Below are 24,846 nucleotides of genomic sequence, written 5' to 3'. Positions count from 1 at the left end.
AACCTTATAACTTCCAATGGTAGAGGTTGGCATGCGTCTTCCCGGTCGCCTTTTTGCTTCGCTTTTTCCCCTGCTGTTGTCTGCCTTGGCAACCGGGCAACCCCTATTTGAAACGGTGGAGCGACGTTCCTTTCAGGAGACCGTGCACCTCGATGGCGTCATTGAAGCCGTTCAGCAGAGCACCGTCTCTGCCCAGACCAGCGGCACGGTTCAAAGCCTGCCCTACGATGTCGACGACTCCGTTGCCGCCGGCGCCCTGATTGTCCAGTTGGAGGACAGTGAGCAGCGATCCCGTTTGCGCCAGGCCCAGGCCGGGCTGGAAGAGGCTGAAGCGGCATTGGCGGATGCGAGGCAGCGGTTTGAGCGTATCGAAGCGGTTCACGAGCGGGGGCTGGTATCCCGTCAGGAGTTCGATCAGGCCCGGAATAATCTGGCTGCGGCCCGCGCAAGGGTGGAGCGAGCCAAAGGTGCGGTTTCCGAGGCCCGGGAACAGTTGTCCTATACCCGTGTGGTGGCCCCTTACGGCGGGATCCTCACTGAGCGCCACGTGGAGCTGGGGGAATCGGTAAATCCTGGCCAGCCCCTCCTCAGCGGGCTCTCCCTGGAGCAGCTTCGGATTGTGGTGGACCTGCCCCAGAAGTACGCCGAACTGGCACGCACCGAGCGTCAGGCAAAGGTCACGCTTGCCGATGGCCGGGTGCTGGAAACCGGGGAGATGACGTTCTATCCCTATGCCGATCCGCAAACCCACACCTTTCGATTGCGGATGCGCCTGAGTGAACCCAACGGCTCCCTGTTCCCCGGCATGCTGGTCAAGGTCGGTGTGCCGGTTGCCAGCCGCGAGGCTCTCTGGGTGCCGGCCAGCAGCCTGATTCAGCGCAGCGAGCTGAGGGCCGTGTTTGTGCTGGACGATCAGGACCAGCCCCGGCTGCGGCAGGTACGCACAGGCGTCAGGGACAATGGCCGGCTTGAGATCCTCGCCGGCCTCAGTGAAGGCGAACGGGTGGTCACCAACCCGTCGGAGCTAGTGGGCAGTGACCGCCTGAATCCGGTCAATAAGTCAGGTGAGGAGTCGAACCCGTGAGTCGGGAACTGCCGCCTGTTGGCCCGTCCGGGGCCATTGCCCGGGTTTTCCAGAACAATCACCTCACGCCCGTGCTCGCCATTCTGGCGATCATTCTGGGCGTGCTGGCCGTGGTGGTCACCCCGAAAGAGGAAGAACCCCAGATTGATGTCACCATGGCCGACATCATGGTGGCGTTTCCCGGCGCCAGCACCCGAGAGGTGGAAAGCGCGATTGCGACGCCTGCCGAACAGGTGATGAGCGAGATCCAGGGCGTGGAACACGTCTATTCGGTGTCTCGCCAGGGCCAGGCAGTGATCACGGTGCAGTTTGAGGTGGGGATTCCACGGCAGGAAGCCCTGGTCCGGCTCTACAACCAGGTGTATTCCAACCAGGACTGGCTGCCGGCTAATCTGGGCGCGACCCAGCCGGTGATCAAACCCAAGGGCATCGATGATGTTCCGGTGATGACACTGACCCTCTACGATCCGGTCAACGGGCATACCGGTGAGGAATTGACCCGCCTGGCGCACATGCTGGAAGTTGCCCTCAAGCGGGTTCCCGGCACCCGGGATGTCTATACCACCGGCGGCATTCCGGATCGCGTCGATATCCGGTTCGATCCGGCGTTGCTGGCCGGCTTCAACCTGACTATCGACGATATCCGTAACGCGCTTGCTGCGGCCAACACCAGCAGCCAGGAGGCCCGTATTACCCGGGACAACCTGTCGATACCGGTCCAGGCCGGAACGCTTCTGGAAACGGTGGAGGATGTCCGGCGTCTGGTGGTGGGTATGCACAATGGCGCTGCGGTGCACCTGGAGGATGTCGCGGACGTCAGCCGAGGTGGCACCGTGGCGGATCAGAGTGTGATGACCGGATTCGGACCGGCCCATGAGGACGGCAAGGCTGGCCTGCCCGGTCAGATTTACCCGGCGGTCACCCTGGCCATCGCCAAGAAGCCGGGCGAAAACGCCATCAATATCACCACGGCTATAGAAGAGCGTCTGGAGCTATTGCGAAACCGGGCATTGCCGGAGTCCGTGGAAGTGCTGGTTACCCGGGACTACGGCGTCACCGCTTCCCAGAAAGCCCGCAAGCTGATCACGGATCTGATCTCCGCCACCCTGGGCGTGGTGCTGCTGGTGCTGGCGGCTATGGGCTGGCGCCAGGCCCTGATTGTGGGTTTGGCTGTTCTGATCACGCTGTTGTTAACCCTTGTGTTTTCCTGGGCCTGGGGTTTTACTCTCAACCGGGTTTCATTGTTCGCGCTGATTTTCTCCATCGGCATCCTGGTGGATGACGGTATCGTGATCACCGAGAACATCAACCGCCGTATCCAGAATTCCCGGCACGCGGTAAAGGACATTATTCCCGTCGCTGTGGACGAGGTGGGGACGCCCACCATTATGGCCAGCCTCACCATCATGGCGGCGCTGATTCCCATGGCGTTCGTGAGTGGTCTTATGGGGCCTTACATGAGTCCCATTCCGATCAACGCCTCGGCAGGTATGGTGCTGTCCCAGATCGTCGCCTTTGTGGTGGCGCCCTGGCTGGCCTTCAGGCTCCTCAAACACAAGAAGGGGGAGCAGGCCGCCGAAGCCGAGGAGGCTTCCAGTTCCGCAGATGGCGTCAGCCCAGTGTCCCTGCGAATTTTCCGGACAGTGCTAGGTCCGTTCCTGGGCGATCATCCCTGGCGACGCCGTTTGCTGGCACTGGGAGTGGTGGGGCTGACCCTGGCGGCCACCTCCCTGCCTGTATTCCAGGCGGTGATTCTGAAAATGCTGCCGTTCGACAACAAGTCTGAGCTGCAGGTGGTGGTGGATATGCCGGAGCGCACACCCATGGAGCAGACCCAGCGGGTGTTGATGGAAATGGGCAGCTACCTGGAAACGGTAGAGGAAGTCACCAACTGGCAGACCTATGCGGGGACCGCCTCGCCGATCAACTTTAACGGTCTGGTGCGGCAGTATTACTTGCGCGGCGATCCCTACCACGGCGATATTCAGGTTAACCTCATTCACGAGGAAAACCGGGAGCGGCAATCCCACGATATTGCCCAGTCCCTGAGGGAGCCGCTGACCGAGATCGGTGAGCGGTATGGTGCCAGCGTGAAGATTGTCGAGGTGCCGCCCGGTCCGCCGGTGCTTTCACCCGTCGTGGCGGAGATCTATGCGGTGGATGAGGCCCGCCGGGCGGAACTGGCCCGGCAAGTGGCTGCGGGCATGACCCAGGTGGACGGCCTGGTGGATATTGATACGACGCTGGAGTCGCCCACACGGCAATGGGAAGTGGTGGTGGACCGGGACCGCGCGGCACGGCTTGGCGTGTCTCAGGCTCAGGTCGTTGCTGCCCTGCAGACGGCCCTTGGCGGAACCGGTGTCAGTTTCCTGCACGATGATCATGCCAAGTACCCGGTGCCGATACGGGTGATTCTGAGCGAAGGGGATAAAGCCCAGCCATCAGTACTGTTATCACTGAATGTGCGCAGCCGCGAGGGAAATCTGGTCCCGTTGGCAAGCATTGCCGAGGTTGTGGAGGCGGATTGGATGGGGGCTATCTACCATAAGGATCTTCTTCCGGTGACCTACGTGACAGCCGATATGGCCGGTGAGACCGATTCCCCTTTGTATGGCATGTTTGCCATGGTAGAGCACCTGAATCAGCAGGAGGGCGCTCCGGAACAGTACTTTATCGATCAACCACCACTGCCGGAAAAAGGCACTCTGAAGTGGGACGGCGAATGGCAGATTACCTACGAAACCTTCCGGGACATGGGTGCGGCCTATAGCGTGGGCATATTCATGATTTTTGTACTGCTGGTGGCCCAGTTCCGATCGTATATCCTGCCGCTGGTGATTATGGCACCCATCCCGCTGACACTGATCGGTATCATGCCCGGTCATGCCCTTTTGGGGCGGGAATATACCGCCACCAGCATGATCGGCATGATTGCCCTGGCCGGCATCATCGTGCGCAACTCGATCCTGCTGGTGGTGTTTATACGGCAGTTGATCGAGGAGGGTGTAGAGCTGGACGAAGCGGTGGTATTGGCAGGCGCAGTTCGCATCAAGCCCATTGCCCTGACGGCCATCTCGGCGATGGTGGGCGCTTACTTCATCCTGAACGATCCGATATTCAACGGCCTGGCGATATCGCTTATTTTTGGTCTGGCCATGTCCACGTTGCTGACCGTTCTGGTCGTGCCTTTGCTGTACTACACTCTGGCACGATGCCGGTGGGTCTAGCGGGTGGGCCAGTAGCGCTGCATCTCGACGAACAGGAAGGAGGCGCTCCAGGTGATCAGAACAAGGCCCGTCAGGGACTCGATCCCTGTCAGGAAGCGGAGGATGCCGAGGGCCTCGATATCGCCATAGCCGAGCGTGGTGAAGGTTGTGAACGAGAAGTAGACACAATCCAGCAGGCTGCCACTGAAATTGCCGGTCAGTTCTCCCCAGCGCTCGGCATGGTGCATGACATAGAAGGCGGTCGCGAAAACCCAGACTTGAACCGTGTGGGTAGCGAGAATACCCAGCACGCCTGCAATCAGACGGAAGTGGTAGCTCTGCCGCATCCCCGAGAGCAGGCTGCTGAGACGGATAAGAACCTCGTTGTGGATGACAACCACCACGACAACAATGAATACGTTGATAAGAGTCGCATTGAAGAGGTCGATGTGCTCAGTTGCTTCCAAGGGTGCCGTTCTCCGCGGAATCGTGGGGTTGGTCCTGATTGTATAGTAGTTTGATTCCATCAGCCCAAAGGCTTTATTCACATTAGCTGGCCAGCAAGTAATGTCCAAACGACTCATTCCTGTATTGATTATTGCCGTCGGTATCGCCGGCTTCCTGTTTCTCAAGATGACCCGTCCGGAGCCCGCGGAGGTGAGCGCCACGGAGCGTAGCTGGCGTGTTCAGGTGCAGCTGATTGAACCCGGCACCCACACGCCGGTGTTGCCCCTGTATGGCGAGGTGGTGGCACCTGAGCAGTTGACGGTCCAGGCGACGCTGGCCGGCCGAATCGGAGCACGGCCTGTGACCGAAGGGCAGCGGGTGAACGAGGGCGATCTTCTGGTGGCCCTCGATGACGCTGATATCCAGCCGGCGCTTGCCGGGGCCGAGGCGCAGGTGGCGGACCTGGAAGCGCAGATCCGTTCGGAACAGGTACGCCACCGGAATGATCGGGCGGCGCTGGCCAATGAGCAGGCTATTCTTGATAACGCCCGGCGGCAGCTGGAGCGTACACGATCGTTGGTAAACCGTAACCTGGCTTCCCGTGAGGCACTGGAAGCCGCCACTGATGCCGCCGCCCGGGCAGAGCTGACTGTGAGCACCCGGCAACGGGCCATTGATGAACATCCGGCTCGCCTGCAGAGCCTGGAGGCGAAGCTGGCTCAGGCCACTGCCAATCTCGACGGCACCCGTCGGGATGCCGAGCGTGCCCGGATGGTTGCTCCGTTCGAAGGTATTGTGACCGGCATTCAGGTGGCCCGTGGTGATCAGGTCAGCCGGAATGAGCCCTTGCTGTCGCTGTATCCTGTGGACGGCCTTGAACTTCGGGCACGGGTGCCGGAGGTCTTTCGTGCCGAGCTGCTGGATGCGCTGGAACGAGGCGAGACGTTGAAGGCTGTCAGCGCCGATGGAAAACACCGGTTCCGGCTGACCCGGTTCGCCGGCACCAGCGATCCGGCCGGCACCGAAGTCATACTGGCGCTTGAGGGAGAACCGCAGGGGCTCCGGCCAGGCGGGCTGCTGCAGGTCACCCTGGAGCGAGCGGCACGGGATAATACCGTTGCGATGCCATTCAGTGCGCTTTACGGCGCTGACAGCGTTTACCTGATGACCCCTGACAATCGGATGCAACGGGCGAAGGTCGAACGGATCGGTGAAGCCCGGGGCCGCAATGGCGAGCGCCTGCTGCTGGTGTCCGGAGAGCCCCTTGTTTCCGGTGCCTACCTGATCACCACACATCTGCCTAACGCGGTTACCGGCCTCAAGGTGGATGTGGCTGAGGCTGGAGCAGCGGAGCAATGAGGCGCAGAAAGGGCGTGATCGGCTTTTTTGTTCATCACCGGGTTGCTGCCAATCTGGTGATGCTGGTGATGTTACTGGGTGGGGCGCTGGCGCTGACCCGCATGAATATCCAGTTTTTCCCCACCTTTGCCCTGGATATCGTCAGCGTTCGCGTGGTCTGGAGTGGCGCTTCCGCCGAAGATGTGGAACAGGGTATTACCAACCCTCTGGAGCAGCGTCTTCGCAGTGTTGATGGTCTGAAAAAGATGACGTCCACGTCCGCGCAGGGAGTGTCGTCCATTACCCTGGAATTCGAGGAAGGCACCCCTCCCATTCAGGCCCTGGACGACGTCCGCCAGCAGGTGGACGAATTCACCAACCTGCCCGCTGAGGCGGAGGAGCCCCAGGTTACCCGGGTTGAACGTTATGAACCGGTGGCGCGGTTGCTGGTCTTTGGTGACGTGGATCGCAGTGAATTGCGGCAGCTGGCCTATCGTTTTGAGGATGAACTCCTGCAAAGGGGCATCGACCGGGTGGCCATTCGTGGGCTGCCAGAGCAACAGATCAGTATTGATGTGCCCGTTGAGCGGTTGGAGGCGCTGGGGCTGTCACTGGATCAGATTGCCGAGCGCGTTGCGGCCCTATCAAGGGATTTGCCAGCAGGCATGATGGCGCAACAGGACGCCACCCGCGAGTTGCGGGCGGTGGAGCAGCGACGAAGTCCCCAGGCGTTCGAGAACCTCCCCGTGCTCAGCGGAGAGCGTATTCAGCTGAATCTGGGCGATATTGCCATCATCCGGCAGGAAGCCCGGGAGAACCAGTTAACCCTGGAACAGGACGGCAAGCCGGCGGTGGAGCTTCAGCTGCAGCGGGCGGAAAACGGCAATTCGCTGGCGGCGGCCAAGGTTCTGGAGACCTGGCTGGCCGATACCCGGCCGTTGTTGCCGCCAACGGTCGAACTGGAGGTTTACGACGAAACCTGGCAACTGCTGAACGATCGTATTTCCCTGCTGGTGACCAACGGCCTGGGTGGTCTGGTGCTGGTGGTCTGTCTGCTATACCTGTTCCTGCCGGGCCGCGTGGCTCTATGGGTTGCCGTCGGCATCCCGACCGCGTTCCTCGCGGCCATGGCGGTCCTCTGGCTGATCGGTGGCTCGATTAACATGATCTCCCTGTTTGCCCTGATCATGGCGTTGGGGGTGATCGTTGATGACGCCATCGTGGTGGGGGAGGACGCCGATGCTCACGCCCGTATGGGAGAAGAATCCATTTACGCCTCCGAGGGCGCAGCGAAACGGATGGTCTGGCCGGTACTGGCGTCGTCCCTGACCACCGTCGCGGCTTTCATGCCCCTGCTGGTGGTCGGCGGTGTGATCGGCAATATCCTCGGTGATATTCCGCTGGTGATGATCTGTGTGCTGGTGGCCTCGCTGATGGAATGTTTTATCGTCCTGCCCGCCCATTTGCGACACGCCTTCGTTCCCCGCCGGACGAAAAAAGTGGAAAAGGAATCCTCCGGGCCGAAATCGCCTGGCCCGATTGAGCGCTTCCGACGTGGCTTTGAACGGCGCTTTGAAGAGTTCCGGGATGGCCGGTTTCGTCGATTCTCCCGTTACAGCCTGGAGCACCGGGGCGCCACCGTTGCCGGCGCGGTTGCCCTGGCCATCGTGACCGTCGGGCTGCTGGCCGGTGGCCGGCTGGGGTTTAACTTCTTTCCGACACCAGAGCCCTCGGTTTTCTTTGCCAATGCCAGCTTCGTTGCCGGTACCGACCGGGGAACGGTGGAGGAATTTCTAGACCAGATGCAGAGGTCACTCAATGAGACCGAAGAGGCCCTGGGTGGGGATCTCATTCTTCACGCCGTCACCACGGAGGGCGCGACTCAGGGTGCAGAAGGCAGCTCCCGCAGTGGCGACGAGCTGGGCTCCATGATGGTGGAGCTGGTGCCATCGGATCGCCGCTCGGTGCGCAACCCCGAGTTCATCACCGAGTGGCGGCGCCGGCTGGAGACACCCGCCGGACTCGACAACCTGACCATTTCAGAACGTCAGGCGGGGCCGCCGGGCCGGGACGTGAATGTCCGCCTGACCGGCGACAATGCCGAAAACCTGAAACGGGCCGCCGACGAGCTGGGCCAGGCGCTTTCAACGCTGCCAGGGGTGCTGGACGTTGAGGACGATATGCCATGGGGACGTGAACAGCTGATCTACCAGGTCAGCGCCTATGGTGAAGCCCTGGGACTGACCACTGCGGATCTTGGCCGGCAACTCAGGGCTGCTTTCGATGGCCGGATCGCGCAGATATACCAGGATGGCCGGGATGAGGTGGAAGTGCGCGTGCAGTTGCCCCGGGATCAGCGCGAACGCCTGTCCACGCTGTCCAGGATGACTGTGCGGGTTCCGGACGGACGCTTTGTACCACTTGCCCAGGTGATGAATCTCGACCACCGCCAGGGTTTCCAGGCCCTGCGTCACGCGGACGGGAAGCTGTCGATTGAGGTCACATCAGGGCTGAACACCCGGGTCAGCACCACGGATCAGATTCTGGAGAGCCTGCAGGCGGAGGCGCTGCCGGACATCGTCGGTCGCTACAATGTGCGCTACAGCTTTGAAGGCCGGTCCGCGGATCAGCGGGAAACCATGGCCGATATGAGAACGGGGCTCGTGATTGGCCTGGGGCTGATGTACGTGGTGCTGGTATGGGTGTTTGCGTCCTGGAGCCTGCCGCTGATTGTGATGGCCATTATCCCGTTCGCCCTGGTGGGCGCATTGCTGGGGCACTGGCTGATGGGGCTGCAGCTGACCATACTGTCCCTGTTTGGTCTGTTCGGCTTGTCCGGCATTGTGGTCAATAACGCCATTATTCTCGTAGCTTTCTATAACCAGCAGCGGCAGAAAGGGTTGGGCATTACCGACGCGCTCAATGAGGCCGCCGTTCAGCGGATGCGGGCGGTGATACTGACGTCACTCACCACCATCGGCGGGCTGTTGCCGCTGATGTTCGAGACGTCCCTGCAGGCACAGTTCCTGATTCCCATGGCCACATCCATTGCCTTCGGGCTGGGGCTGTCGACCTTGCTGGTATTGGTGGTCATTCCGGCGCTCCTGTCCTGGCTTGAACAGTTCCGGGAATGGCGGGCGCGGCGCCACGGTTCCACTGCCGAGCCCCTGAGCGCTCCTGACTAATCCTGACGGGAAAACCATGGTGGCATCCTTGCTTACGGCCCGAGACCTGAACAAGCAGTTCCGCAGCGGCAATCAGCCGGTGTCGGTGTTCCGTAATCTCTCCCTGCAACTGGATCGGGGCGAGTCACTGGCGCTGGTTGGTCGTTCCGGTTCCGGTAAAAGCACCTTGCTCAATATCCTGTGTGGGCTGGAGAAGCCGGACACCGGCAGCGTGCAGGTGCTGGATGAGGTTTTTGAGGGTGGCACTGATCGTCAGACTGAAGCCCGCTGGGCGAATCTGCGCCGGCAGCAGATCGGTGTGGTGTTCCAGGAAGCGAACCTGATGCCCGCGCTGTCGTTGCTGGACAATGTCCGCTTGCGCGCCCGGCTCGCGGGGCAGAATGAAGATGACTGCAGGGACTGGCTTGAACGGCTGGGGATCGGCGAACTTGCCGGCCGCTATCCCGACCAGGTGTCCGGCGGCCAGCGCCAGCGCGCTGCCCTGGCCATGGTATTTGCCATGAAACCGGCGCTGATTCTCGCGGATGAGCCCACCGGCAGTCTGGATCGCCATACTGCTGAAGACGTCACCGGGCAACTCTTTGATCTTCAGGCTCGCCACGGCTGCGGACTGATCCTCGCCACTCACGACGCCGAACTCGCTACCCGGTGCAGCCACCATCTGGACCTCGGGCATCTGCCCGAAACCTGAGGCAGCCAATGACCGTCTGCTCTGCTCTGCTCAGCCATTATCGCCGCCATCCGCTGCAACTGCTGGCGCTGGCGTTGATGATCGTATTGGCGACCATGTTGTGGACCGGCGTCAGCCATCTTACCGACCACGCAAGGGCCAGCCTTGCCCAGAGTGAACAGGCAATAGCCGGCCAGCAACAGCTGGTGCGGGAGGATGGGCAGGCGGTGTCCGTACAGGATTTCGCCTATCTGCGGCGTCAGGGATTGTGTGTCATGCCTTGGCTGGAGGTTCAGCGGCCGCCGCCGGAAGGGCGTGTGATTGGTGTGGATCCCTTCGCAAGCGCCTGTTTCGGGAGCGATGCGCCCGGTCAGGCCAGAGTAGATGCGCTGAACGGGGAGCCTTTCCTCGATATCGCTGAGGCGAAGGCGATGGTTCGTCAGGGCAGTAACGGGGATCTGTCTCTTCTGGTGCCGGTCGATGTCGAAGCCGATGCGGTTCCTGCTGACTATCGCCTGAAGGACTTCTCGATGGGGCCGGCTACCGGTGAGCTGGGAGAGAGCTTCCTGTTGAATCTGGATGCCCTCGGGGTGCTGGTGTTGCTGATAACGGCGCTTCTGGTACGGAGCGTATATCAGTTGGGGTTGGTGCAGCGCCGCGAGAGTTTTACGTTGCTGAGGCGCTTTGGCGTGCCCGCTACCCGGGTTCAGGTCCTGTTGCTGATTGAGATGGTTGCGCTGACGTCAGTCTGGGTGATCCCCGGAATCTGGCTGGGGCGGTTGCTGGCGGAAATACTCGGTGGCGGGTTTGGCCAGGTTCTGGAAAGCCTGTTCGATGCCCCCCTGTACGCCGTGGATGGCGGTGGCTTTGTCCTGCCCGCACTGGTCATGGTGACCGTGGTGTTGTTGGCGTGTTTTGCCGATAAGCGCCTGTTGCGGAGGTTGCCCTGGCTATCGGGAAGACCGTCGGTCGTGTGGTTCGGTGTGCCGGTTCTTGGGCTGGGCCTGGCGATGGTTGCCTGGCCCTTCACTCTTGGTTGGCTGTTTGTGGGTATTGCCCTGGTGTTTGTGGCTGTGGGGTTGCTGACGCCACGAGTGCTCTCTTACGTCGCGCAATGGGGCGCGGAGGGCGCGGGCGCAATCACACTATGGCAACGGCGGGAGTTGGCGGTACTGTTCCGTCGCCTGGCCCTGCCAGTGGTGGCGCTGCAGTTTGCCGTGGCCATGGTGCTGGCAATCCAGGCTTTGGTGACGACGTTCGAGGACACCTTCGAGCGTTGGCTGGGCCAGCGTCTGGAGGCCGAATTCTATGTGGAAGTGCCTGAGCAATCCGCAGCGGTGGATGGGGTCCGTTACCTTGCAGGTCTGTCAGGGGTGGGTGACTGGCATCTCGTTCAGCGCGGTAAAACACACGTGGTGCCGGAAATGGCAGGCGACGATGCTGCGACTTCTGTAGAAGTCGACTTGTTTTCAATCTCTCCGATCGGGCCGTTGGTCACGGGTTGGACATTGCTTGATGCCATACCGGATGCCTGGGAAAAGCTGGCTACCGGCCAGGGTGTGATGGTGAATGAACAACTGGCGCGGCGTCAGGGGTATCAGCCTGGTGAAACAATCGGTTTTACCCTCGGAGAGCAATCCCTGGCGCTGCCTGTGGTCGGCGTGTATGCGGATTATGGTCGCCCTGACGGGGAGATCCTTGTTGCCGGACAGATTCTGCCGGAGACCTTCAACACCCGCTTTCAAAGCCTGTCCCTGAACCCGGGTACATTGGCCATGGCGGAGATCGAGCAGGGCCTGGCGGCTGTCTGGAATACCGATCAACTGACGGTTCGGGATAACGGCAGTATCCGGTCCCTGGCCTCGGGGGTGTTTGACCAGACCTTCCTGATCACCCGCGCCATTACGGTGCTGACGTTGGTGCTGGCGGGAACGTCGCTACTGATCATGGGGTGGGTGTTCTTCACCACCCGGGCCTGGTACTACCGGTTGCTGTTTGTCTGGGGGCTGTCACCTCGGGAAGTGGCGGGCCAGCTGCGGTGGCTGGCCATGTTCCTGACCGGTGCGGTTGCTGTGGCGGCGTTGCCCCTGGGAGTATGGCTGACGTGGGCACTGGTCAGTCGCATCAATCCACTGGCGTTTGGCTGGTCCCTGCCCATGGCTGTGTATCCCGGATTCTGGCTGGAAATGTTGGTGCTGTGCCTGGTAATTGGCCTTGCGATTTCTGTGTTGATGCGCCGACAGCTCGGGGCTGGGGTGCCGGCTCCAGCCATGGCCAATGTCGCCGGTGGAGGTGAGCGATGACGTGGTGTTTTCAACCGCTTCGATGGGGCTTGATGGCCTTTGTTCTTAGCCTGCCGGCCTGCCAGGAGACCCCGGAGTCGGGCGGGTTTGCCGGCCTGGGTGAGCAAGTGGCGGGAGAGGCCTTCGCGCAGCCGGCCCCGGGGGATCGGTTGCGGTTCCCCGAGGATTTCGGACCTCACCCGCGACACCGCATCGAATGGTGGTACCTGACTGCCACTCTCACCACCGAGCAGGGGGAACCGCTTGGTCTGCAGTGGACCCAGTTCCGCCAGGCCCTGGAAGCGCGCGATCCCGGTAGCCCCGAGCCTGATCCTAGCAGTTGGCCTCTGGACGCGGCCTGGATGGCCCACGCAGCGGTATCGTTCCAGGGGCAGCACTGGTTTTCCGAAAAACTGGCCCGGGGTGGTATCGGGCAGGCGGGCGCGACGGCCGAGCCCTTTGAGGTCTGGCTCGACGATTGGCATTTGCAGGTGGAGGACGATGGGCGCTGGCGGCTACAGGTCAGTGGTGAGGGCTGGTCATACGACCTGCGAGTAAAGATTGAGGGTGAGCCGGTCGCCCATGGCGACGATGGTTTCAGCCCCAAATCTGCCAGTGGCGAAGGCTCTATGTACTTCAGTCTGGTGGATCTGGCTATTGAGGGTGAGGTGACACTCGGTGGCGAAACCTTTGGGGTGTCAGGGCAGGGTTGGTTCGACCGGGAATGGAGTAGCCAGTTTCTGAAAGCCGGCCAACAGGGCTGGGACTGGTTTGCTCTGCATCTGGAGTCTGGAGACAAGCTGATGATGTTCCGCTTGCGCGAGGCTGGTGGGGATTTCCTGTCAGGCACCTGGGTGACGCCGGAACGGGAGGTCATCCCACTAGGGGCCGATACGATGACGCTGGAGGTGGTAGAGCATCGCGACACTGCCGAGGGCAACGTACCGGTACAGTGGCATATTCACATTCCCGGGCGACAAGCGGAATTGACTGTGGTCGCGCCGCCGGGCCACTACTGGAACGACGGCTTGTTCCCCTACTGGGAAAGCCCGGTCAGCGTCACTGGCAGCCATCAGGGCGAGGGCTACATGGAACTGACCGGGTACTAGCCGGAAGGCGTCAGTCCATTGAGGTGGCGCCGATCTTGTGAATGCTCACGTCCGCGCCATTGAACTCTTCTTCCTGGGTCAGGCGAAGCCCGGCAATGGCGTTGATTACACCGTATACAATCAGGCCGCCCACGAAGGCAATCAGAACGCCGGCGATGGAGCCAACAATCTGGGACATGAGGCTGACGCCTCCCAGTCCACCCAGGGCTTCCTGGCCGAAGATGCCGGCGGCGATCGCGCCCCACACACCACACACACCGTGCAGCGGCCACACACCCAGCACATCGTCCAGGCGCTCGATTTTGGCCTGGGCCCATTCGAACAGGTACACGAACACAGCCCCGGCAACACCGCCGGTCACCAGCGCACCGACCGGGTGCATCAGGTCTGAGCCGGCACACACGGCGACCAGGCCGGCCAGCGGGCCGTTATGGATAAAGCCCGGGTCCTTTTTACCGACCAGCATGGCGACCAGTACGCCACCAACCATGGCCATCAGACTGTTGACCGCCACCAGGCCGCTGATGCCGTCCAGGGTCTGTGCGGACATCACGTTAAAGCCGAACCAGCCCACGGTCAGAATCCAGGCGCCGAGGGCCAGGAACGGGATGTTGGATGGTGCAAAGGCGACCACGCGCCCATTGCGGTAGCGTCCGTTCCGGGCGCCAAGCAGCAGGACGGCGGCCAGGGCGATCCAGCCACCCACGGCGTGCACCACAACAGAGCCGGCGAAGTCATGGAAACCTGCACCAAACTGGGTCTCCAGCCAGGCCTGGAAGCCATAGTTGCCATTCCAGATCAGCCCCTCAAAAAACGGATAGACAAAGGCCACGATCAGGCCCGAGGCAATCAGCATGGGGTAGAACTTCGCCCGCTCGGCAATGCCTCCGGAGACGATGGCGGGAATCGCGGCGGCGAAGGTCATCAGGAAGAAGAATTTGACCAGATCGTAGCCGTTGGCGGCGGTCAGTTCCGAGGCGCCGGCCATGAAGTGGCTGCCGTAAGCGATGTAGTAGCCGATGAAGAAGTAGGCGACGGCAGAGATGCCGAAGTCGGTCATGATCTTGACCAGGGCGTTGACCTGGTTCTTGTGGCGCACGGTGCCCACTTCCAGAAAGGCAAAGCCGGCGTGCATGGCCAGCACCATAATGGCGCCGATGAGTATGAACAGCGTGTTGGCGCTTTCGGTCAGGGTATGTACTGCACTCGTGATGTCCACGGGTTTTCTCTCCTGATGTTATGTTTCCGGCCTCTGTCGGGCCTGTGTGCATTGATGGGGTGCACCATAAGCAAGAGCTGTTCCAAAACAATGCGTTTCGAGAAGGGGGAGGGGGTTGCGGAAATGTTGGGTGCGTATATCAAAGTGCTTGCGACTTTTCGCGCACCAAATATGTGCGTTTTGTCGGTGGCTGCACCAATATGGATGATTACCAGTTGATTTGGTCCGACGTCGAGGTGTCAGACTCGATTCCGAGTGTTGTTTCCTGATCTCCGGAGGCGGATTCAATGAGTTCCCGCAGGCGAATTTCCTGCTCCTGCATGGGCTCGGAGAGATCAATGATGATCTCCACCCGCCGATTTTTGGCGCGGTTGTCAGATGAGGTATTCGGTACTCTCGGCTCAGTATCCGCAAGGCCCGTCACCGCCAGCCTCGCAGGTTGCACGTAATCCCGGGCCAGCAGCACGTTCGCAACAGCGGCTGCCCTGGCAGCGGACAGATCCCAGTTGCTGTAAAAGCGGTCTGTTCGGATAGGGACGTTGTCAGTGTGCCCTTCGATGGTCAGGTTGCCCGGAATATCCGCCAGAACCTCCGCCATTTCAAGCAAGAGACCCTCGAATTCGTAAGTCAGTCGGGCAGACCCTGACGGGAAAGAACCTTTCTCTTCCACCCGGATCACAATGCGCCGCTGGTCCCGGCTGACATTGATGCGTCCGTCTGCAATGGCCGGCTCCAACACTTGTAGAATCTGGTCCATGGACTCCTGCATCTGATCCTGAATGGCCGATTCCACAGCTACGTCGGTAGGGCTGTTCAGGGTTTGAAGCTCCGGCTGTTCATCGGTAGTGGTCTGCTTTACTTCGTTGACCACCGTTGGTTCCGGTGGCGCGGGGGAAAACGTGTCGAAGATGGGGCTGGTACCTTCGGGAATTTCGAGAACCGGGACTTCCCGCTGCACACCGAAAGCCTTGGAGAGTTCACCGGCAATCTGTTTGAACTTCTGGGCATCGATTTCCGAGAAAGAGAGCAGTAGAACAAAGAAACACATCAACAGGGACATGAGGTCCGCAAAGGTGACAACCCAGGCCGGGATGCCCGGTTTCTCCTCTTCCGGTAACTCGTCCATGACTAGGTGCCCTCTGCCCCGGCCAGTTTCTCGCGCTCCTTGGGTGGGAGGTAGCTGGAGAGCAGCTGTTCAACGATGCGTGGATTGGTGCCAGCCTTAATGGCAACGAGGGCGTCGATGTACAGGGATTGCATTCGCGCCTCTTCCGTCATCCGCAGAGACAGCTTGTCTGCGATGGGGGAGGCGATCATGGTTGCGATCATGGCGCCATATAGTGTGGTCAGAAGCGCAACGGCCATCGCCGGGCCGATGGATTTTGGGTCTTCCATATTCGAGAGCATTTGCACCAGACCGATCAGGGTGCCGATCATGCCCATGGCCGGGGCGACGTCCGCCATGGCGGTAAAGACCTTGGCTCCGGAGCGGTTGTGGTCCAGCGTCATCAGGCGTTCCTTGCTCAGGAGTTGCTTGATGGTGTCGCCATCCTGGCCGTCAACCAGCATCTGGATGCCCTGGCTCAGAAAGGGGCTGCTTAGTTCGCGGCCTTCCAGGCCAAGAACGCCCTCTTTCCGCGCCACGTTGCTGATGTCCACCAGTTCTTCAATGCTGGCCTGGGTTTCCGGCAACTTGAATTTGAAGGCTCTGGCTGCGGCCTTGAAGGCCCCTAAAAACTGGGCAAAGCTGAATTTTGCGAGTACTACCAGCAAGGTGCCGCCAACGACGATCAGCAGGGAGGCCGGGTTAATAAAGACTGAGGGGGAAACGCCGAGAATCACTGCGGAGGCGATCAGCAAAATGGCACCAACAAGACCGATAAGAGTGGCGAAATCCACAGTAACTCCAGATTTGATTGCAGTGCCGGAAAATGAGCGGTGAGATTACCTTCAGATCAGATTTTAATCAATTCGACTGAGGTGCGCTTTCTCGCTCTTCCAGGTGTTCTTTCCAGGCGGCATAACGGTGAAGGTCCGATTCCACCAGTTTCAGGCAAAGGGCCACGACACCGGCATCGTCCAGAAAGCCAATGCCGACCAGCAGATCCGGAATGACATCCAGCGGATTCAGTACATAAACGAGCGCTCCGGCAATGGCGGCGATGCTTTTCCAGGGTACATCGCGATAACTGCCGTTCCAGTAGTCACGGATCATGGCAAACATCAGTTTGATGTCGGCGCTGAAGCGATTCAGTTTGCCGCTGCCTTTTACTTTTTCTTCTATGGCGCGTTGTCGGGCCAATAGGCTTTCAAGGTCGTCGCGGTGGACTTTGTCTGCCTCCGCATTTAACTGTTTCTCTGCATTCTTCTCGGTAAAGAGCGGCATGGTGTCTGGTCCTGTCAGGGATAGGGTGTGGGGTGGTCACCACCAGGCCTTGCCCCACATCTCCGGGTTGGCCCAGTTGTCCGGGTTGTTCCACGCCCGTTTGTGATTGTAGGTGTCGATATTGTAGGTGTAGAGCGTTGAAGGCGCACCATCGCTCTCCAGCTCTGCCTGCCGTCGAAAGCCCAGGGCAATAAAGTCGGTGAAGCTCCAGCCGTGATCGGGCTCGACTACGACGGCAATCTGGTGGGTGCCGTAGTTTCTCAGCTGGCCGAGGAGAATCTGTCCCTGAGCTTTCGGTAGGTGTTCAAGCGTATCCGAAACGAGTGCAAGATCCTGAATTTCCGATACTGGCAAGGCGTCATCAGGTGCGGTTTCTGTCAACGTTGTTAGCCGCGTGTTGCCAGTATGTAACTGCCAGTGAGTCCCAATTTTCCGGGCCAGAGCGCCACAAACCAGCAGAGATTGAGGTTGAACCGTGTCAACCAGTCTTGCGAAGGCCTGTTGGGGTGTTGCCATAACGACAATCCATTCCACGTGTTGGCTTAGTATCCCATTTGCCGCGCCAGGCGGGCAACAACGGCTACCTGCGCGGATTGGCGGCAATTCAACTGCCAAGCATAAGCTTATAACTATTGGCTAGTAATTCAGCTTTGCCTTGTCATCAAAGGCAATATTTTGCCCATGGAATGGTGTTAATGTACAAACAATGATCTACAAAATTCACGAATAATGTTTGTTTTTTGAACGGAGTTAGCTTGACACCCTATAAAGAAAGGTGACTGTCAGTAACAAAAAACACCATAAAACCCGTAGTTTTAGTGATCATAGATGAAGTACTTTGAAAGTACACACAAGAGAGATGCGAGGGAATTTGCCATGAACTTTCAGGGGATCAAAAATCTACCCACCCGTCTGACGGCCAACATCCAGACCAGGAGGTTGCCGCTCAAGACCAAACAGAAGGGTGCCTCCGCGCTCGAATATATTGTTCTTGCAGCTGCACTGATCGGGATTCTCACCCTGCTCGCGACTTCAGGCGTTGGAGACCAGGTCGTTCAAGCCTTCACTGACCTCTTTACTGATGCGTCTTCCGCAGGAAGTGGCACTACCAGTGGCACTTAAGTCCGAGATGTCGTGACCGTGTTGGGGCAAGGCTCGATTTATGCGAAATAGTCGCGGGGCAGTCGCTCTGGAGTTTTTGCTGCTCTTTCCCTTGGTCGTCGCCATGCTCTATGGGGCGGCGGCCTACGGCATTCTGTTCTTTGGGAAATATGAGATGCAGAGCGTCGTGGATCAGGCCGTTTCGTCTGCCTTGCGAGTTGATCGTACCCGTCATTCAGCAGCTGATTTCCCCGGCCAGATTGAGAGCACTGCCAATGCGGCACTGGCGCAGGGCTGGGCGTCGAAATCCCAGCGCCTGAGGGCGGGAGCGGAAATTACTGGTAATGAATGTCAGGTGGATGGTTCAGGCAGTTTCCTGAGCTGCACCATCTCCCGCGACAACAAGGCCGAGCCCATGGTTCCTCAATTGACGTTCGGGTTTCTGGGGGAGTTCCCGCCCATGCCTGACACAATGAGTGTGGAAGCAACCATGGCCTTCTAGTTTGGATGACTAAGGCACAATAATGAATAAGAGACTGATTTACGCATTGCCTGCAACGGTGTTGGCGCTGGTGGCACTAAGCCTTGCCATTGTTGGTCTCGTAACGACCCAAAATCAATCGGAGCCCTCCCGGCAAACGCAGCTGGTAGAGCCTGAAGAGGCGCCGTCTTCGCCGGAGTACCGCTACCTTGTTGCCCGTGAAGCCTTGTCGCCGGGTGATGCCATGACAGAAGAAGGTTTTATGTCGGTTGCCTCTTCTGACCCTCTGCCCGATGCCATTCCTGCTGACGATGCGCCCTATGGGCAGACCATCAAAACATCATTGGCTGCCGGCCAGATGCTGACCAGCGCCAATATGCGAACCGATAGCGTTCTGGAAGCCCTGGTGCCGCAGGGGCATCAGGCTATGGCCATTGCCGTTGACGATGTCTCTGGCGTCGGCGGCTTGCTGCGACCCGGTGACCGGGTTGATGTGACGGCCTCTTTCCGGCGCTCGGACAAGGACAAACCTGCCGCCCTGAAGTTACTGGGCAATGTGCTGGTCCTGGCGGTCAAGGGGGTTCCCTACAATGGCGAAGCTGGGGAAGAGAACGACTCCCGGCGCAACAACACCGTTGTATTGTCGGTGCCCGAAGACGAGGTCTCTCGCCTTTTGCTGGCTTCCAGTGAGGGCAGGCTCCAACTGGTAGCCGTTGCCCCGCAACAGGTGGCGACATCGGAACCGGTATCAACATTAGAAGGTGAAGAACCAGAAGTGAAACCGGTCTACCTGGAAGACCTTTTCCCCGCGCCTCCTGAGCCCGAGCCAACCCGGCGGGCCCCGCCACCACCTTCCACCCGCGTACAGGTATTCGAAGGATCCGAATCAAGGAGTGTGTATGTACGGTAAACCGATCGCCCTGTGGCTAACGGCTGTGTTACTGGGCAGTCTGGCGGTTATTCTGCCAGCAGCGGCTCAGGGTGATGACATGGTGGACGGCGCGCCGGTCACTTTAGGTGATGGGGAACAGAAAGTGCTGAGCTTTCCGGGCACTCTGGCCAAGGTAGCAACATCTGATCCGGAAGTTGCGGCGGTATCGGTGTCGGGCGACAGGGAACTGTTGTTGACCGGCAAATCGAAGGGGGCGGCCATTTTATCGGTCTGGCTCAAAGGTCGTGACGAGCCCTTGCGCTCCCCGGTAGTTGTCGCATCGACTCAGGGCGCCCGACTGCCATTCGGTACACAGGTGCAGACCGATATTCGTATTGTGGAAGTGAATCGCAACGAACTGAATGAGCTGGGTATGTATTACTCCAAGCTGTTTGATGGCGGGCGCTTCGAGGCAGCTTTCGCGGGGAGTAATGCCGTCGCGCCGATTCCCGGTATGGGTAATGCTATAACCGCCAGCGGCTTCAGTTTGTTCCGTTTTGGAAGCAATTCCCTGAGTGTCCTGAATGCTCTGGAGTCGGGAGGCTTTGCCTACACTCTGGCGGAGCCATCGCTGGTCACTTTGAGCGGTCAGAGCGCCACCTTCCTCGCCGGTGGTGAGTTTCCGATTCCAGTGAGTAGTGGCGATGATGGAATAGAGGTGGAGTTCAAGCAGTTTGGCGTCAGCCTGAGTCTTACACCGACGGTGGTGGATGAAGGGCAGATCATATTAAGGGTTGCGCCAGAAGTGAGTGACCTGGATCAGTCAGCCGGTGTGTCCACAGGGGGCATTACCATTCCGGGTTTACGGGTTCGTCGTACGGAAACCACCGTTGCGATGGCTCCCGGCGAAACGTTCATTATCAGTGGTCTGGTGAGTCGCAATACCTTTAACAACAGTGACCGGATTCCCGGGCTGGGTAATCTGCCTGTCCTGGGCGCGCTGTTCCGTTCCGACCGTGTGTCGCGGGAAGACCGGGAGCTTATCATGGTGGTCACTCCGCATCTGGTCAGCCCGGCCAAGCAGGGCAATGGCAAGCTGGAGTCCATTGCCAGGGACTACCATCACAGCAGTACTGACTGGCTGGACATGGCGACCGATTCCAGCCCCGGAGAGCGCCCGATTAAACACGGACTGAGCTGGTGACCCTATGAACAGAGACGAGATTCTTGTTTGTGTGGCGGATGATATTGGTATCCGGACCTGGCTGGAGCGGACGCTGGACGGTATGTGGCCGTTGGAGTTTGTTGCTTCATCGGACCTGTCTCGTGTCAGTCGCCTGGTTGAGGCTACCGGCAGCCGCTTTGTAATGGTGGCGGCCGATGAGAACGATGCCGAGAAAGCCCTGAGGATCATCAGCGCCCTGACCAAATCCCGTGACGACCTGGCAGTGGTGTCCCTGACTCGTCGGGTGAGCCAGGACTTTCTCCTGCGGAGCATGCGAGCGGGCGCCCGGGATTGCTTTATCGCCAGCAGTGATGGTGAGGAAATACGGACACGAATTCAGCAGTTTCTTCATGTTGCGCCTGAGCGTGAGGCGAGAGGGGGGCGATCATCCGAGGGGCGGAAAAAGATAACTCTGGTGACGAGTTCCAGCCCAGTGGTGGACACTCGGTTCTTCGCTCAAAACCTGGCATTCACGACCAACAAGCTTTTTCCAGAGGCCCGGATTCTGGCACTGGATACCTCGGCAACGGACCGGCACGCTTTTTATCTGGACAGTAACAATCGGGTTTCACTGGAAAGTTTGTTGCAGAATCCGGAATCACTTGATCAGGCCATGGTCGAGACAGCGTTGGAGGAATACGCTCCCAATCTGCGTTTGCTGTCGGGCAAGCTGTCGCCCGAAGCCCTCAGTGACGACCGTAACGCGGATCTGTTTATTGCTGTCAGCCAGCTGATGAGCATGTTCGATTACATTGTTGTCAACGTGGATCCCGTTGTAGCCGATTTCTGGATCAGCGCCGTTGGCTTGCATGCCAAGGACCTGGTGATGGTCATTCAGCCTATTGTCGAGCAAGCCCATGAAGCGCGCAGGCGGCTTGATGGCTGGCGGGAGCACCTTGCCCGTGATTGTCGAAAATCTCTGGTGCTGGATTGCTATGAGAAAAAGGGTGCCCCTGCAACTGGTGAACTTGAGAGAGCTGTAGGTATCGATTATATGGGCAGTCTCCCGCTGGACTGGAACCACCGGCTTATGTCGATCAACGCGGGCTTGCCACTGCATAAGCTGCCGCAAAGAAGTCCGTATCAGAAGCGGCTTGAGGCTATTCTGAAGCGATACGCCGCTGATGAGAACAGGGAAGGTCAGGGCGCCGTGCGACGCAAACTGTTGCGGGTCGGGTAAGGGGAGCGCGGAATGGCTACCAGGATTGACCAGGAATACCAGGATCTGAAAAAGCGCGTTCACTACTTTCTGGTGGAACGTCTGGACGAAGAGGGGTTGGAAGTCGGTAAATCCGGCCGTGAAACTCTGTTCGCTTTTATTCAGGACAATGTGCGGAGTTTTGTCGCCCAGCACAGGATGCCGCTGTCTGCGCAGGATCTGACCCTGCTGACCCGTGAAACCTTTGATGAGGTGGCGGGCTTTGGGCCGCTGGAACCTTTACTCTCGGATGAAACAGTCAATGACATACTGGTTAACGGGCCCAGGGATGTTTTCATTGAGGTTTCTGGCGTGTTGCAGCGGGCCCAGACCCGCTTTATTGATGATGACCACGTTACCCGTGTGATTCGCCGTATCCTGGCGCCCCTGGGTCGTCGGTTGGACGAGTCCAGCCCCATGGTCGATGCTCGCCTGCCGGACGGTTCCCGGGTGAATGCTATTATCCCGCCGGTTGCACTGGACGGACCTTCCATCAGCATTCGGAAGTTTACCCAGAAACACCTTACTGCCCAGGATCTGGTGAACAGCGGGTCGATGACATCCCGTTGCCTGGACATCCTGATGAACCTGGTGGAAAGCCGCCGTAACATTCTGATCAGTGGTGGTACAGGCACCGGTAAAACCACCATTCTCAACCTTCTGAGCCAGTTCATCCCCAGGGATGAGCGGGTTGTAACCATCGAAGACTCGGCGGAACTGCAGCTGAATCATCCTCATATCGTGCGGCTGGAAACCCGGCCGGCTAACACGGAAGGCTCTGGCAAGATCACGGCCCGGGACCTGGTGATCAACGCGCTGCGTATGCGGCCAGACCGGATTATTCTTGGTGAGGTGCGTTCCGGGGAGATTATCGAACTTCTTCAGGCGATGAACACCGGCCATGAAGGCTCGATGAGTACTATCCATTCCAACAGTGCCAAGGACGCGCTTGTGCGAATTGAAACCCTGCTCGCGGTCAATGGGTATGACGCGGGTGAGCGGGCCATTGGTCGACTGATTGGTTCCTCGCTGGACGTGATTGTTCAGCTTGCCAGGCTACCCAATGGTCGCCGGTTTATCAGTGAAGTCGTGGAGATGAAGCCTACACCGGACGATCCCTACAGGATGGAAATTCTTTATCGGGCGGAAAGAGAAGGTGACAGCCTCATGGAATCACTGAACGTGGAGTCTCCGGGGTGAGTGGCCATATCTGGTTTGTGGGTGCGCTGCTGGTAGGGTTGCTTGCCGTAGTGTTGCTCCTGGTGCAGTTGGGATGGGGGCAGTGGCAAGGCCAGCGTCGGATTGCTCACAGTATCAAAACCCGCCTGAGCTCAACGAGTGAGGTAACGGGCCCGGGCGGTGCCAGAGTAGATCTGGGGCCCCTGGAGAGAGTGCTGGTACAGGCGGACATTCGCTGGAGTATCCAGCGCCTGGTGATGTTCTCAGTCGTGTTGCTGGGAGCTCTGGCTGTGATTGCCTTGACCCGGGGTATGGTGGTTTTTCTTGTGGTGCTGTTTTTCATTGTGACCGCGATCGGTGCCTGGTGGCGAATGCGGTTCCAGAAACAGCGCCAGACGATTCATGAAGAGCTTCCGGGCGTTGTCGATGCGGTATTGAGAAATATTGATGCCGGTCGCTCTCTTGAGCATTCGCTGATTACGGCGTTTGATGAGTCGTCCCCGGTGTTCAGCCCGTTGGTTTTCCGGCTGCGCAATGCCGTGGAAGCCGGCCGCGAATATACCCGGCTGTTCGAAGATTTTGCCGACCTCTACAAAGTGCCGGCCATGGTTCTGGTCGCCATAGCCCTGCGTACGACCTCACGTTTTGGTTCGTCGATCCGCCCCGTACTTGAGCAAGTGTCCACCTCTCTGCGGACGCAGCAGGCCATGCGCAGAGAGTTCCTCGCGGCCAGTGCGGAAACGCGTTTTACGGCAGTTACGTTTGCCGTATTGCCACCGGGGTTGGCGGCCTTCATGGTGCTGGTCAATGAAGAGTATTCCGACGTCCTCCTGAATACCTCCACCGGGCATACCTTGTTGTTAACGGCGGGAATTCTCCAGGTGCTGGGCATGGTGGTGATCTGGCGAATGATCCAGGGGGTGGGGCGTGGTTGATATCTGGTTTCTGTTATCTGCGGCGGCCGCTTTTTTTGCGCTGTGGATGGCCGGCTATATGGCCCCACGTTGGGCCCTGAAAGCACGAATTCATGAGCGTCTGAGGAACCGGGGTGCCAGTGTCTCCGATGATGAGGAAATGACCGGTTTCCTGGCGGCATTGGGCGAAAGCTTCACCGGCCTGGCGTCGATTCAGGGCGACTATGAGGACATGGAGGCTGCGCTGGAAACCACGGGGCGCAATCGCCAGCAAAGTCAGGCGACATACATGGTTCTGTGCTGGGTGCTGCCACTGATCGTGATCGTATTGGGTTTTATTATTGCCGGTTCCATTGGAGGCATGCTCATCGCCGCCGTAGCCTTTCTGCTGCCTCGCCGTGTTATTCGGACCATGGGAGTCACCGCGGAAAAAAAACAGAACCTTGAAGCCATTGAGCTTTGTCATATGACGCGAATGCTGATGGAAGCTGGTCTCTCCATTGAGCGCGCAATGCGGCTTATTGCTGTTCAGGCCCGTCCCATCATGCCTCATCTGGCCAGTCGCCTTGATCGGTTCAACCGGGTGATGGAAAGCGGCGCGGATCGCACGGCCGCGCTGGATGAACTCGGCAGGAACCGGCGCATAGTGGTGTTGCGGAGTTACGTGAACCTGATGAAACAGAGTGGAACTCTGGGGGCCGGGGTGACATCAAGCCTGGATCAGATCATCAAGGAAGCGCAGCAGAAAGAGCGCAGCAACCTGAACGAAGAAACCAACCGTATTAGCGCCAAGATGACGATTGTGATGATGGTATTCCTTCTGCCGGGCCTGTTCTTGCTGATCGGCGGTCCGGCCGTGATGTCCATTTTGGAAACGATTAGCCGCTAGAGTATCGGTTCTAGGTTGGCGACGAACGAATAAAACCTGTCAGGAGACATTATGGGAGTTTG

General features: G+C 59.2%; 21 protein-coding genes. 15 read left to right on the top strand and 6 right to left on the bottom strand.

What is annotated here, in order from left to right; genetic code table 11:
* Nucleotides 1-31 precede the first annotated feature (31 nt).
* Nucleotides 32-1,084, top strand: coding sequence for an efflux RND transporter periplasmic adaptor subunit (locus Q0Y21_RS18325; protein ID WP_297798464.1), 1,053 nt, complete (start codon nucleotides 32-34; stop codon nucleotides 1,082-1,084).
* Nucleotides 1,081-4,311, top strand: a complete 3,231-nt coding sequence (locus Q0Y21_RS18320; protein WP_297798463.1) for an efflux RND transporter permease subunit — start codon at nucleotides 1,081-1,083, stop codon at nucleotides 4,309-4,311. The genes Q0Y21_RS18325 and Q0Y21_RS18320 overlap by 4 nt, the downstream gene beginning before the upstream one ends.
* Here Q0Y21_RS18320 and Q0Y21_RS18315 read toward each other — a convergent pair.
* On the bottom strand, nucleotides 4,308-4,757 hold the full coding sequence (locus Q0Y21_RS18315) for a potassium channel family protein (protein ID WP_297798462.1): 450 nt from the start codon (nucleotides 4,755-4,757) through the stop codon (nucleotides 4,308-4,310). The genes Q0Y21_RS18320 and Q0Y21_RS18315 overlap by 4 nt on opposite strands.
* A 100-nt stretch (nucleotides 4,758-4,857) precedes the next feature.
* Between Q0Y21_RS18315 and Q0Y21_RS18310 the strand changes: the two genes are divergently transcribed.
* The 5 genes from Q0Y21_RS18310 to Q0Y21_RS18290 are packed head-to-tail and all read left to right on the top strand — an operon-like array spanning nucleotide 4,858 to nucleotide 13,321.
* On the top strand, nucleotides 4,858-6,096 hold the full coding sequence (locus tag Q0Y21_RS18310) for a biotin/lipoyl-binding protein (protein ID WP_297798461.1): 1,239 nt from the start codon (nucleotides 4,858-4,860) through the stop codon (nucleotides 6,094-6,096).
* Nucleotides 6,093-9,260, top strand: coding sequence for an efflux RND transporter permease subunit (locus tag Q0Y21_RS18305; RefSeq protein WP_297798460.1), 3,168 nt, complete (start codon nucleotides 6,093-6,095; stop codon nucleotides 9,258-9,260). The genes Q0Y21_RS18310 and Q0Y21_RS18305 overlap by 4 nt, the downstream gene beginning before the upstream one ends.
* A gap of 16 nt (nucleotides 9,261-9,276) precedes the next feature.
* Entirely contained in the window at nucleotides 9,277-9,951 is a 675-nt protein-coding gene (locus tag Q0Y21_RS18300; RefSeq protein ID WP_297798459.1) for an ABC transporter ATP-binding protein, read from the top strand.
* Between the two features lie 8 nt (nucleotides 9,952-9,959).
* Entirely contained in the window at nucleotides 9,960-12,233 is a 2,274-nt protein-coding gene (locus Q0Y21_RS18295) for an ABC transporter permease (protein ID WP_297798458.1), read from the top strand.
* Between the two features lie 32 nt (nucleotides 12,234-12,265).
* Nucleotides 12,266-13,321 carry a lipocalin-like domain-containing protein gene (locus Q0Y21_RS18290; RefSeq protein WP_297798457.1) on the top strand — a complete coding sequence of 352 codons (1,056 nt, stop codon included), beginning with the start codon at nucleotides 12,266-12,268 and terminating at the stop codon, nucleotides 13,319-13,321.
* Nucleotides 13,322-13,331: 10 nt separating this feature from the next.
* Here Q0Y21_RS18290 and Q0Y21_RS18285 read toward each other — a convergent pair whose 3' ends face one another.
* From Q0Y21_RS18285 to Q0Y21_RS18265, 5 genes are all read right to left on the bottom strand, one after another.
* Nucleotides 13,332-14,540 carry an ammonium transporter gene (locus Q0Y21_RS18285; protein ID WP_297798455.1) on the bottom strand — a complete coding sequence of 403 codons (1,209 nt, stop codon included), beginning with the start codon at nucleotides 14,538-14,540 and terminating at the stop codon, nucleotides 13,332-13,334.
* A gap of 208 nt (nucleotides 14,541-14,748) precedes the next feature.
* Entirely contained in the window at nucleotides 14,749-15,666 is a 918-nt protein-coding gene (locus tag Q0Y21_RS18280) for a flagellar motor protein MotB (protein WP_297798453.1), read from the bottom strand.
* Nucleotides 15,667-15,668: 2 nt separating this feature from the next.
* Nucleotides 15,669-16,439, bottom strand: coding sequence for a MotA/TolQ/ExbB proton channel family protein (locus Q0Y21_RS18275; RefSeq protein WP_297798451.1), 771 nt, complete (start codon nucleotides 16,437-16,439; stop codon nucleotides 15,669-15,671).
* A 67-nt stretch (nucleotides 16,440-16,506) separates the two neighbouring features.
* Nucleotides 16,507-16,926: a YkvA family protein gene (locus Q0Y21_RS18270; protein WP_297798449.1), complete on the bottom strand. Its 420-nt coding sequence runs from the start codon at nucleotides 16,924-16,926 to the stop codon at nucleotides 16,507-16,509.
* A gap of 36 nt (nucleotides 16,927-16,962) precedes the next feature.
* Complete coding sequence (locus tag Q0Y21_RS18265; RefSeq protein ID WP_297798447.1) at nucleotides 16,963-17,442, bottom strand: DUF6231 family protein; 480 nt, start codon at nucleotides 17,440-17,442, stop codon at nucleotides 16,963-16,965.
* Nucleotides 17,443-17,754: 312 nt separating this feature from the next.
* Here Q0Y21_RS18265 and Q0Y21_RS18260 point away from each other — a divergent pair, with 312 nt between their 5' ends.
* From Q0Y21_RS18260 to Q0Y21_RS18225, 8 genes are read left to right on the top strand one after another with little or no spacing between them, the layout of a single operon-like run.
* Nucleotides 17,755-18,048, top strand: a complete 294-nt coding sequence (locus Q0Y21_RS18260) for a hypothetical protein (protein WP_297798445.1) — start codon at nucleotides 17,755-17,757, stop codon at nucleotides 18,046-18,048.
* 40 nt (nucleotides 18,049-18,088) lie between these two features.
* Entirely contained in the window at nucleotides 18,089-18,529 is a 441-nt protein-coding gene (locus Q0Y21_RS18255; RefSeq protein WP_297798443.1) for a TadE/TadG family type IV pilus assembly protein, read from the top strand.
* A 22-nt stretch (nucleotides 18,530-18,551) separates the two neighbouring features.
* On the top strand, nucleotides 18,552-19,418 hold the full coding sequence (cpaB, locus tag Q0Y21_RS18250) for a Flp pilus assembly protein CpaB (protein WP_297798441.1): 867 nt from the start codon (nucleotides 18,552-18,554) through the stop codon (nucleotides 19,416-19,418).
* On the top strand, nucleotides 19,408-20,583 hold the full coding sequence (locus Q0Y21_RS18245; protein ID WP_297798439.1) for a pilus assembly protein N-terminal domain-containing protein: 1,176 nt from the start codon (nucleotides 19,408-19,410) through the stop codon (nucleotides 20,581-20,583). The genes cpaB and Q0Y21_RS18245 overlap by 11 nt, the downstream gene beginning before the upstream one ends.
* 4 nt (nucleotides 20,584-20,587) lie before the next feature.
* On the top strand, nucleotides 20,588-21,784 hold the full coding sequence (locus Q0Y21_RS18240; RefSeq protein WP_297798437.1) for a response regulator receiver-like protein: 1,197 nt from the start codon (nucleotides 20,588-20,590) through the stop codon (nucleotides 21,782-21,784).
* 12 nt (nucleotides 21,785-21,796) lie between these two features.
* Nucleotides 21,797-23,002 (top strand): CpaF family protein, encoded by a 1,206-nt coding sequence (locus Q0Y21_RS18235; protein WP_297798435.1) that lies wholly within the window; start codon nucleotides 21,797-21,799, stop codon nucleotides 23,000-23,002.
* Nucleotides 22,999-23,916, top strand: coding sequence for a type II secretion system F family protein (locus Q0Y21_RS18230; protein ID WP_297798433.1), 918 nt, complete (start codon nucleotides 22,999-23,001; stop codon nucleotides 23,914-23,916). Before Q0Y21_RS18235 ends, Q0Y21_RS18230 begins: the two co-directional genes overlap by 4 nt.
* Nucleotides 23,909-24,784, top strand: coding sequence for a type II secretion system F family protein (locus tag Q0Y21_RS18225; protein WP_297798431.1), 876 nt, complete (start codon nucleotides 23,909-23,911; stop codon nucleotides 24,782-24,784). The genes Q0Y21_RS18230 and Q0Y21_RS18225 overlap by 8 nt, the downstream gene beginning before the upstream one ends.
* Nucleotides 24,785-24,846: the final 62 nt, after the last annotated feature.

Origin of the sequence: uncultured Marinobacter sp. (assembly GCF_947259545.1) — a bacterium.
Taxonomy (GTDB): Bacteria; Pseudomonadota; Gammaproteobacteria; order Pseudomonadales; family Oleiphilaceae; genus Marinobacter.
Note: the sequence above shows the minus strand (reverse complement) of the source record. Positions and strands in the feature narration are given on the sequence as shown.

Coding starts and splice junctions, on each gene's coding strand:
- Q0Y21_RS18325 (WP_297798464.1), top strand. CDS start 32: ATGCGTCTTCCCGGTCGCCTTTTTGCTTCGCTTTTTCCCCTGCTGTTG.
- Q0Y21_RS18310 (WP_297798461.1), top strand. CDS start 4,858: ATGTCCAAACGACTCATTCCTGTATTGATTATTGCCGTCGGTATCGCC.
- Q0Y21_RS18305 (WP_297798460.1), top strand. CDS start 6,093: ATGAGGCGCAGAAAGGGCGTGATCGGCTTTTTTGTTCATCACCGGGTT.
- Q0Y21_RS18300 (WP_297798459.1), top strand. CDS start 9,277: ATGGTGGCATCCTTGCTTACGGCCCGAGACCTGAACAAGCAGTTCCGC.
- Q0Y21_RS18295 (WP_297798458.1), top strand. CDS start 9,960: ATGACCGTCTGCTCTGCTCTGCTCAGCCATTATCGCCGCCATCCGCTG.
- Q0Y21_RS18290 (WP_297798457.1), top strand. CDS start 12,266: ATGGCCTTTGTTCTTAGCCTGCCGGCCTGCCAGGAGACCCCGGAGTCG.
- Q0Y21_RS18280 (WP_297798453.1), bottom strand. CDS start 15,666: ATGGACGAGTTACCGGAAGAGGAGAAACCGGGCATCCCGGCCTGGGTT.
- Q0Y21_RS18270 (WP_297798449.1), bottom strand. CDS start 16,926: ATGCCGCTCTTTACCGAGAAGAATGCAGAGAAACAGTTAAATGCGGAG.
- Q0Y21_RS18265 (WP_297798447.1), bottom strand. CDS start 17,442: ATGGCAACACCCCAACAGGCCTTCGCAAGACTGGTTGACACGGTTCAA.
- Q0Y21_RS18260 (WP_297798445.1), top strand. CDS start 17,755: ATGAAGTACTTTGAAAGTACACACAAGAGAGATGCGAGGGAATTTGCC.
- Q0Y21_RS18255 (WP_297798443.1), top strand. CDS start 18,089: ATGCGAAATAGTCGCGGGGCAGTCGCTCTGGAGTTTTTGCTGCTCTTT.
- cpaB (WP_297798441.1), top strand. CDS start 18,552: ATGAATAAGAGACTGATTTACGCATTGCCTGCAACGGTGTTGGCGCTG.
- Q0Y21_RS18245 (WP_297798439.1), top strand. CDS start 19,408: ATGTACGGTAAACCGATCGCCCTGTGGCTAACGGCTGTGTTACTGGGC.
- Q0Y21_RS18240 (WP_297798437.1), top strand. CDS start 20,588: ATGAACAGAGACGAGATTCTTGTTTGTGTGGCGGATGATATTGGTATC.
- Q0Y21_RS18235 (WP_297798435.1), top strand. CDS start 21,797: ATGGCTACCAGGATTGACCAGGAATACCAGGATCTGAAAAAGCGCGTT.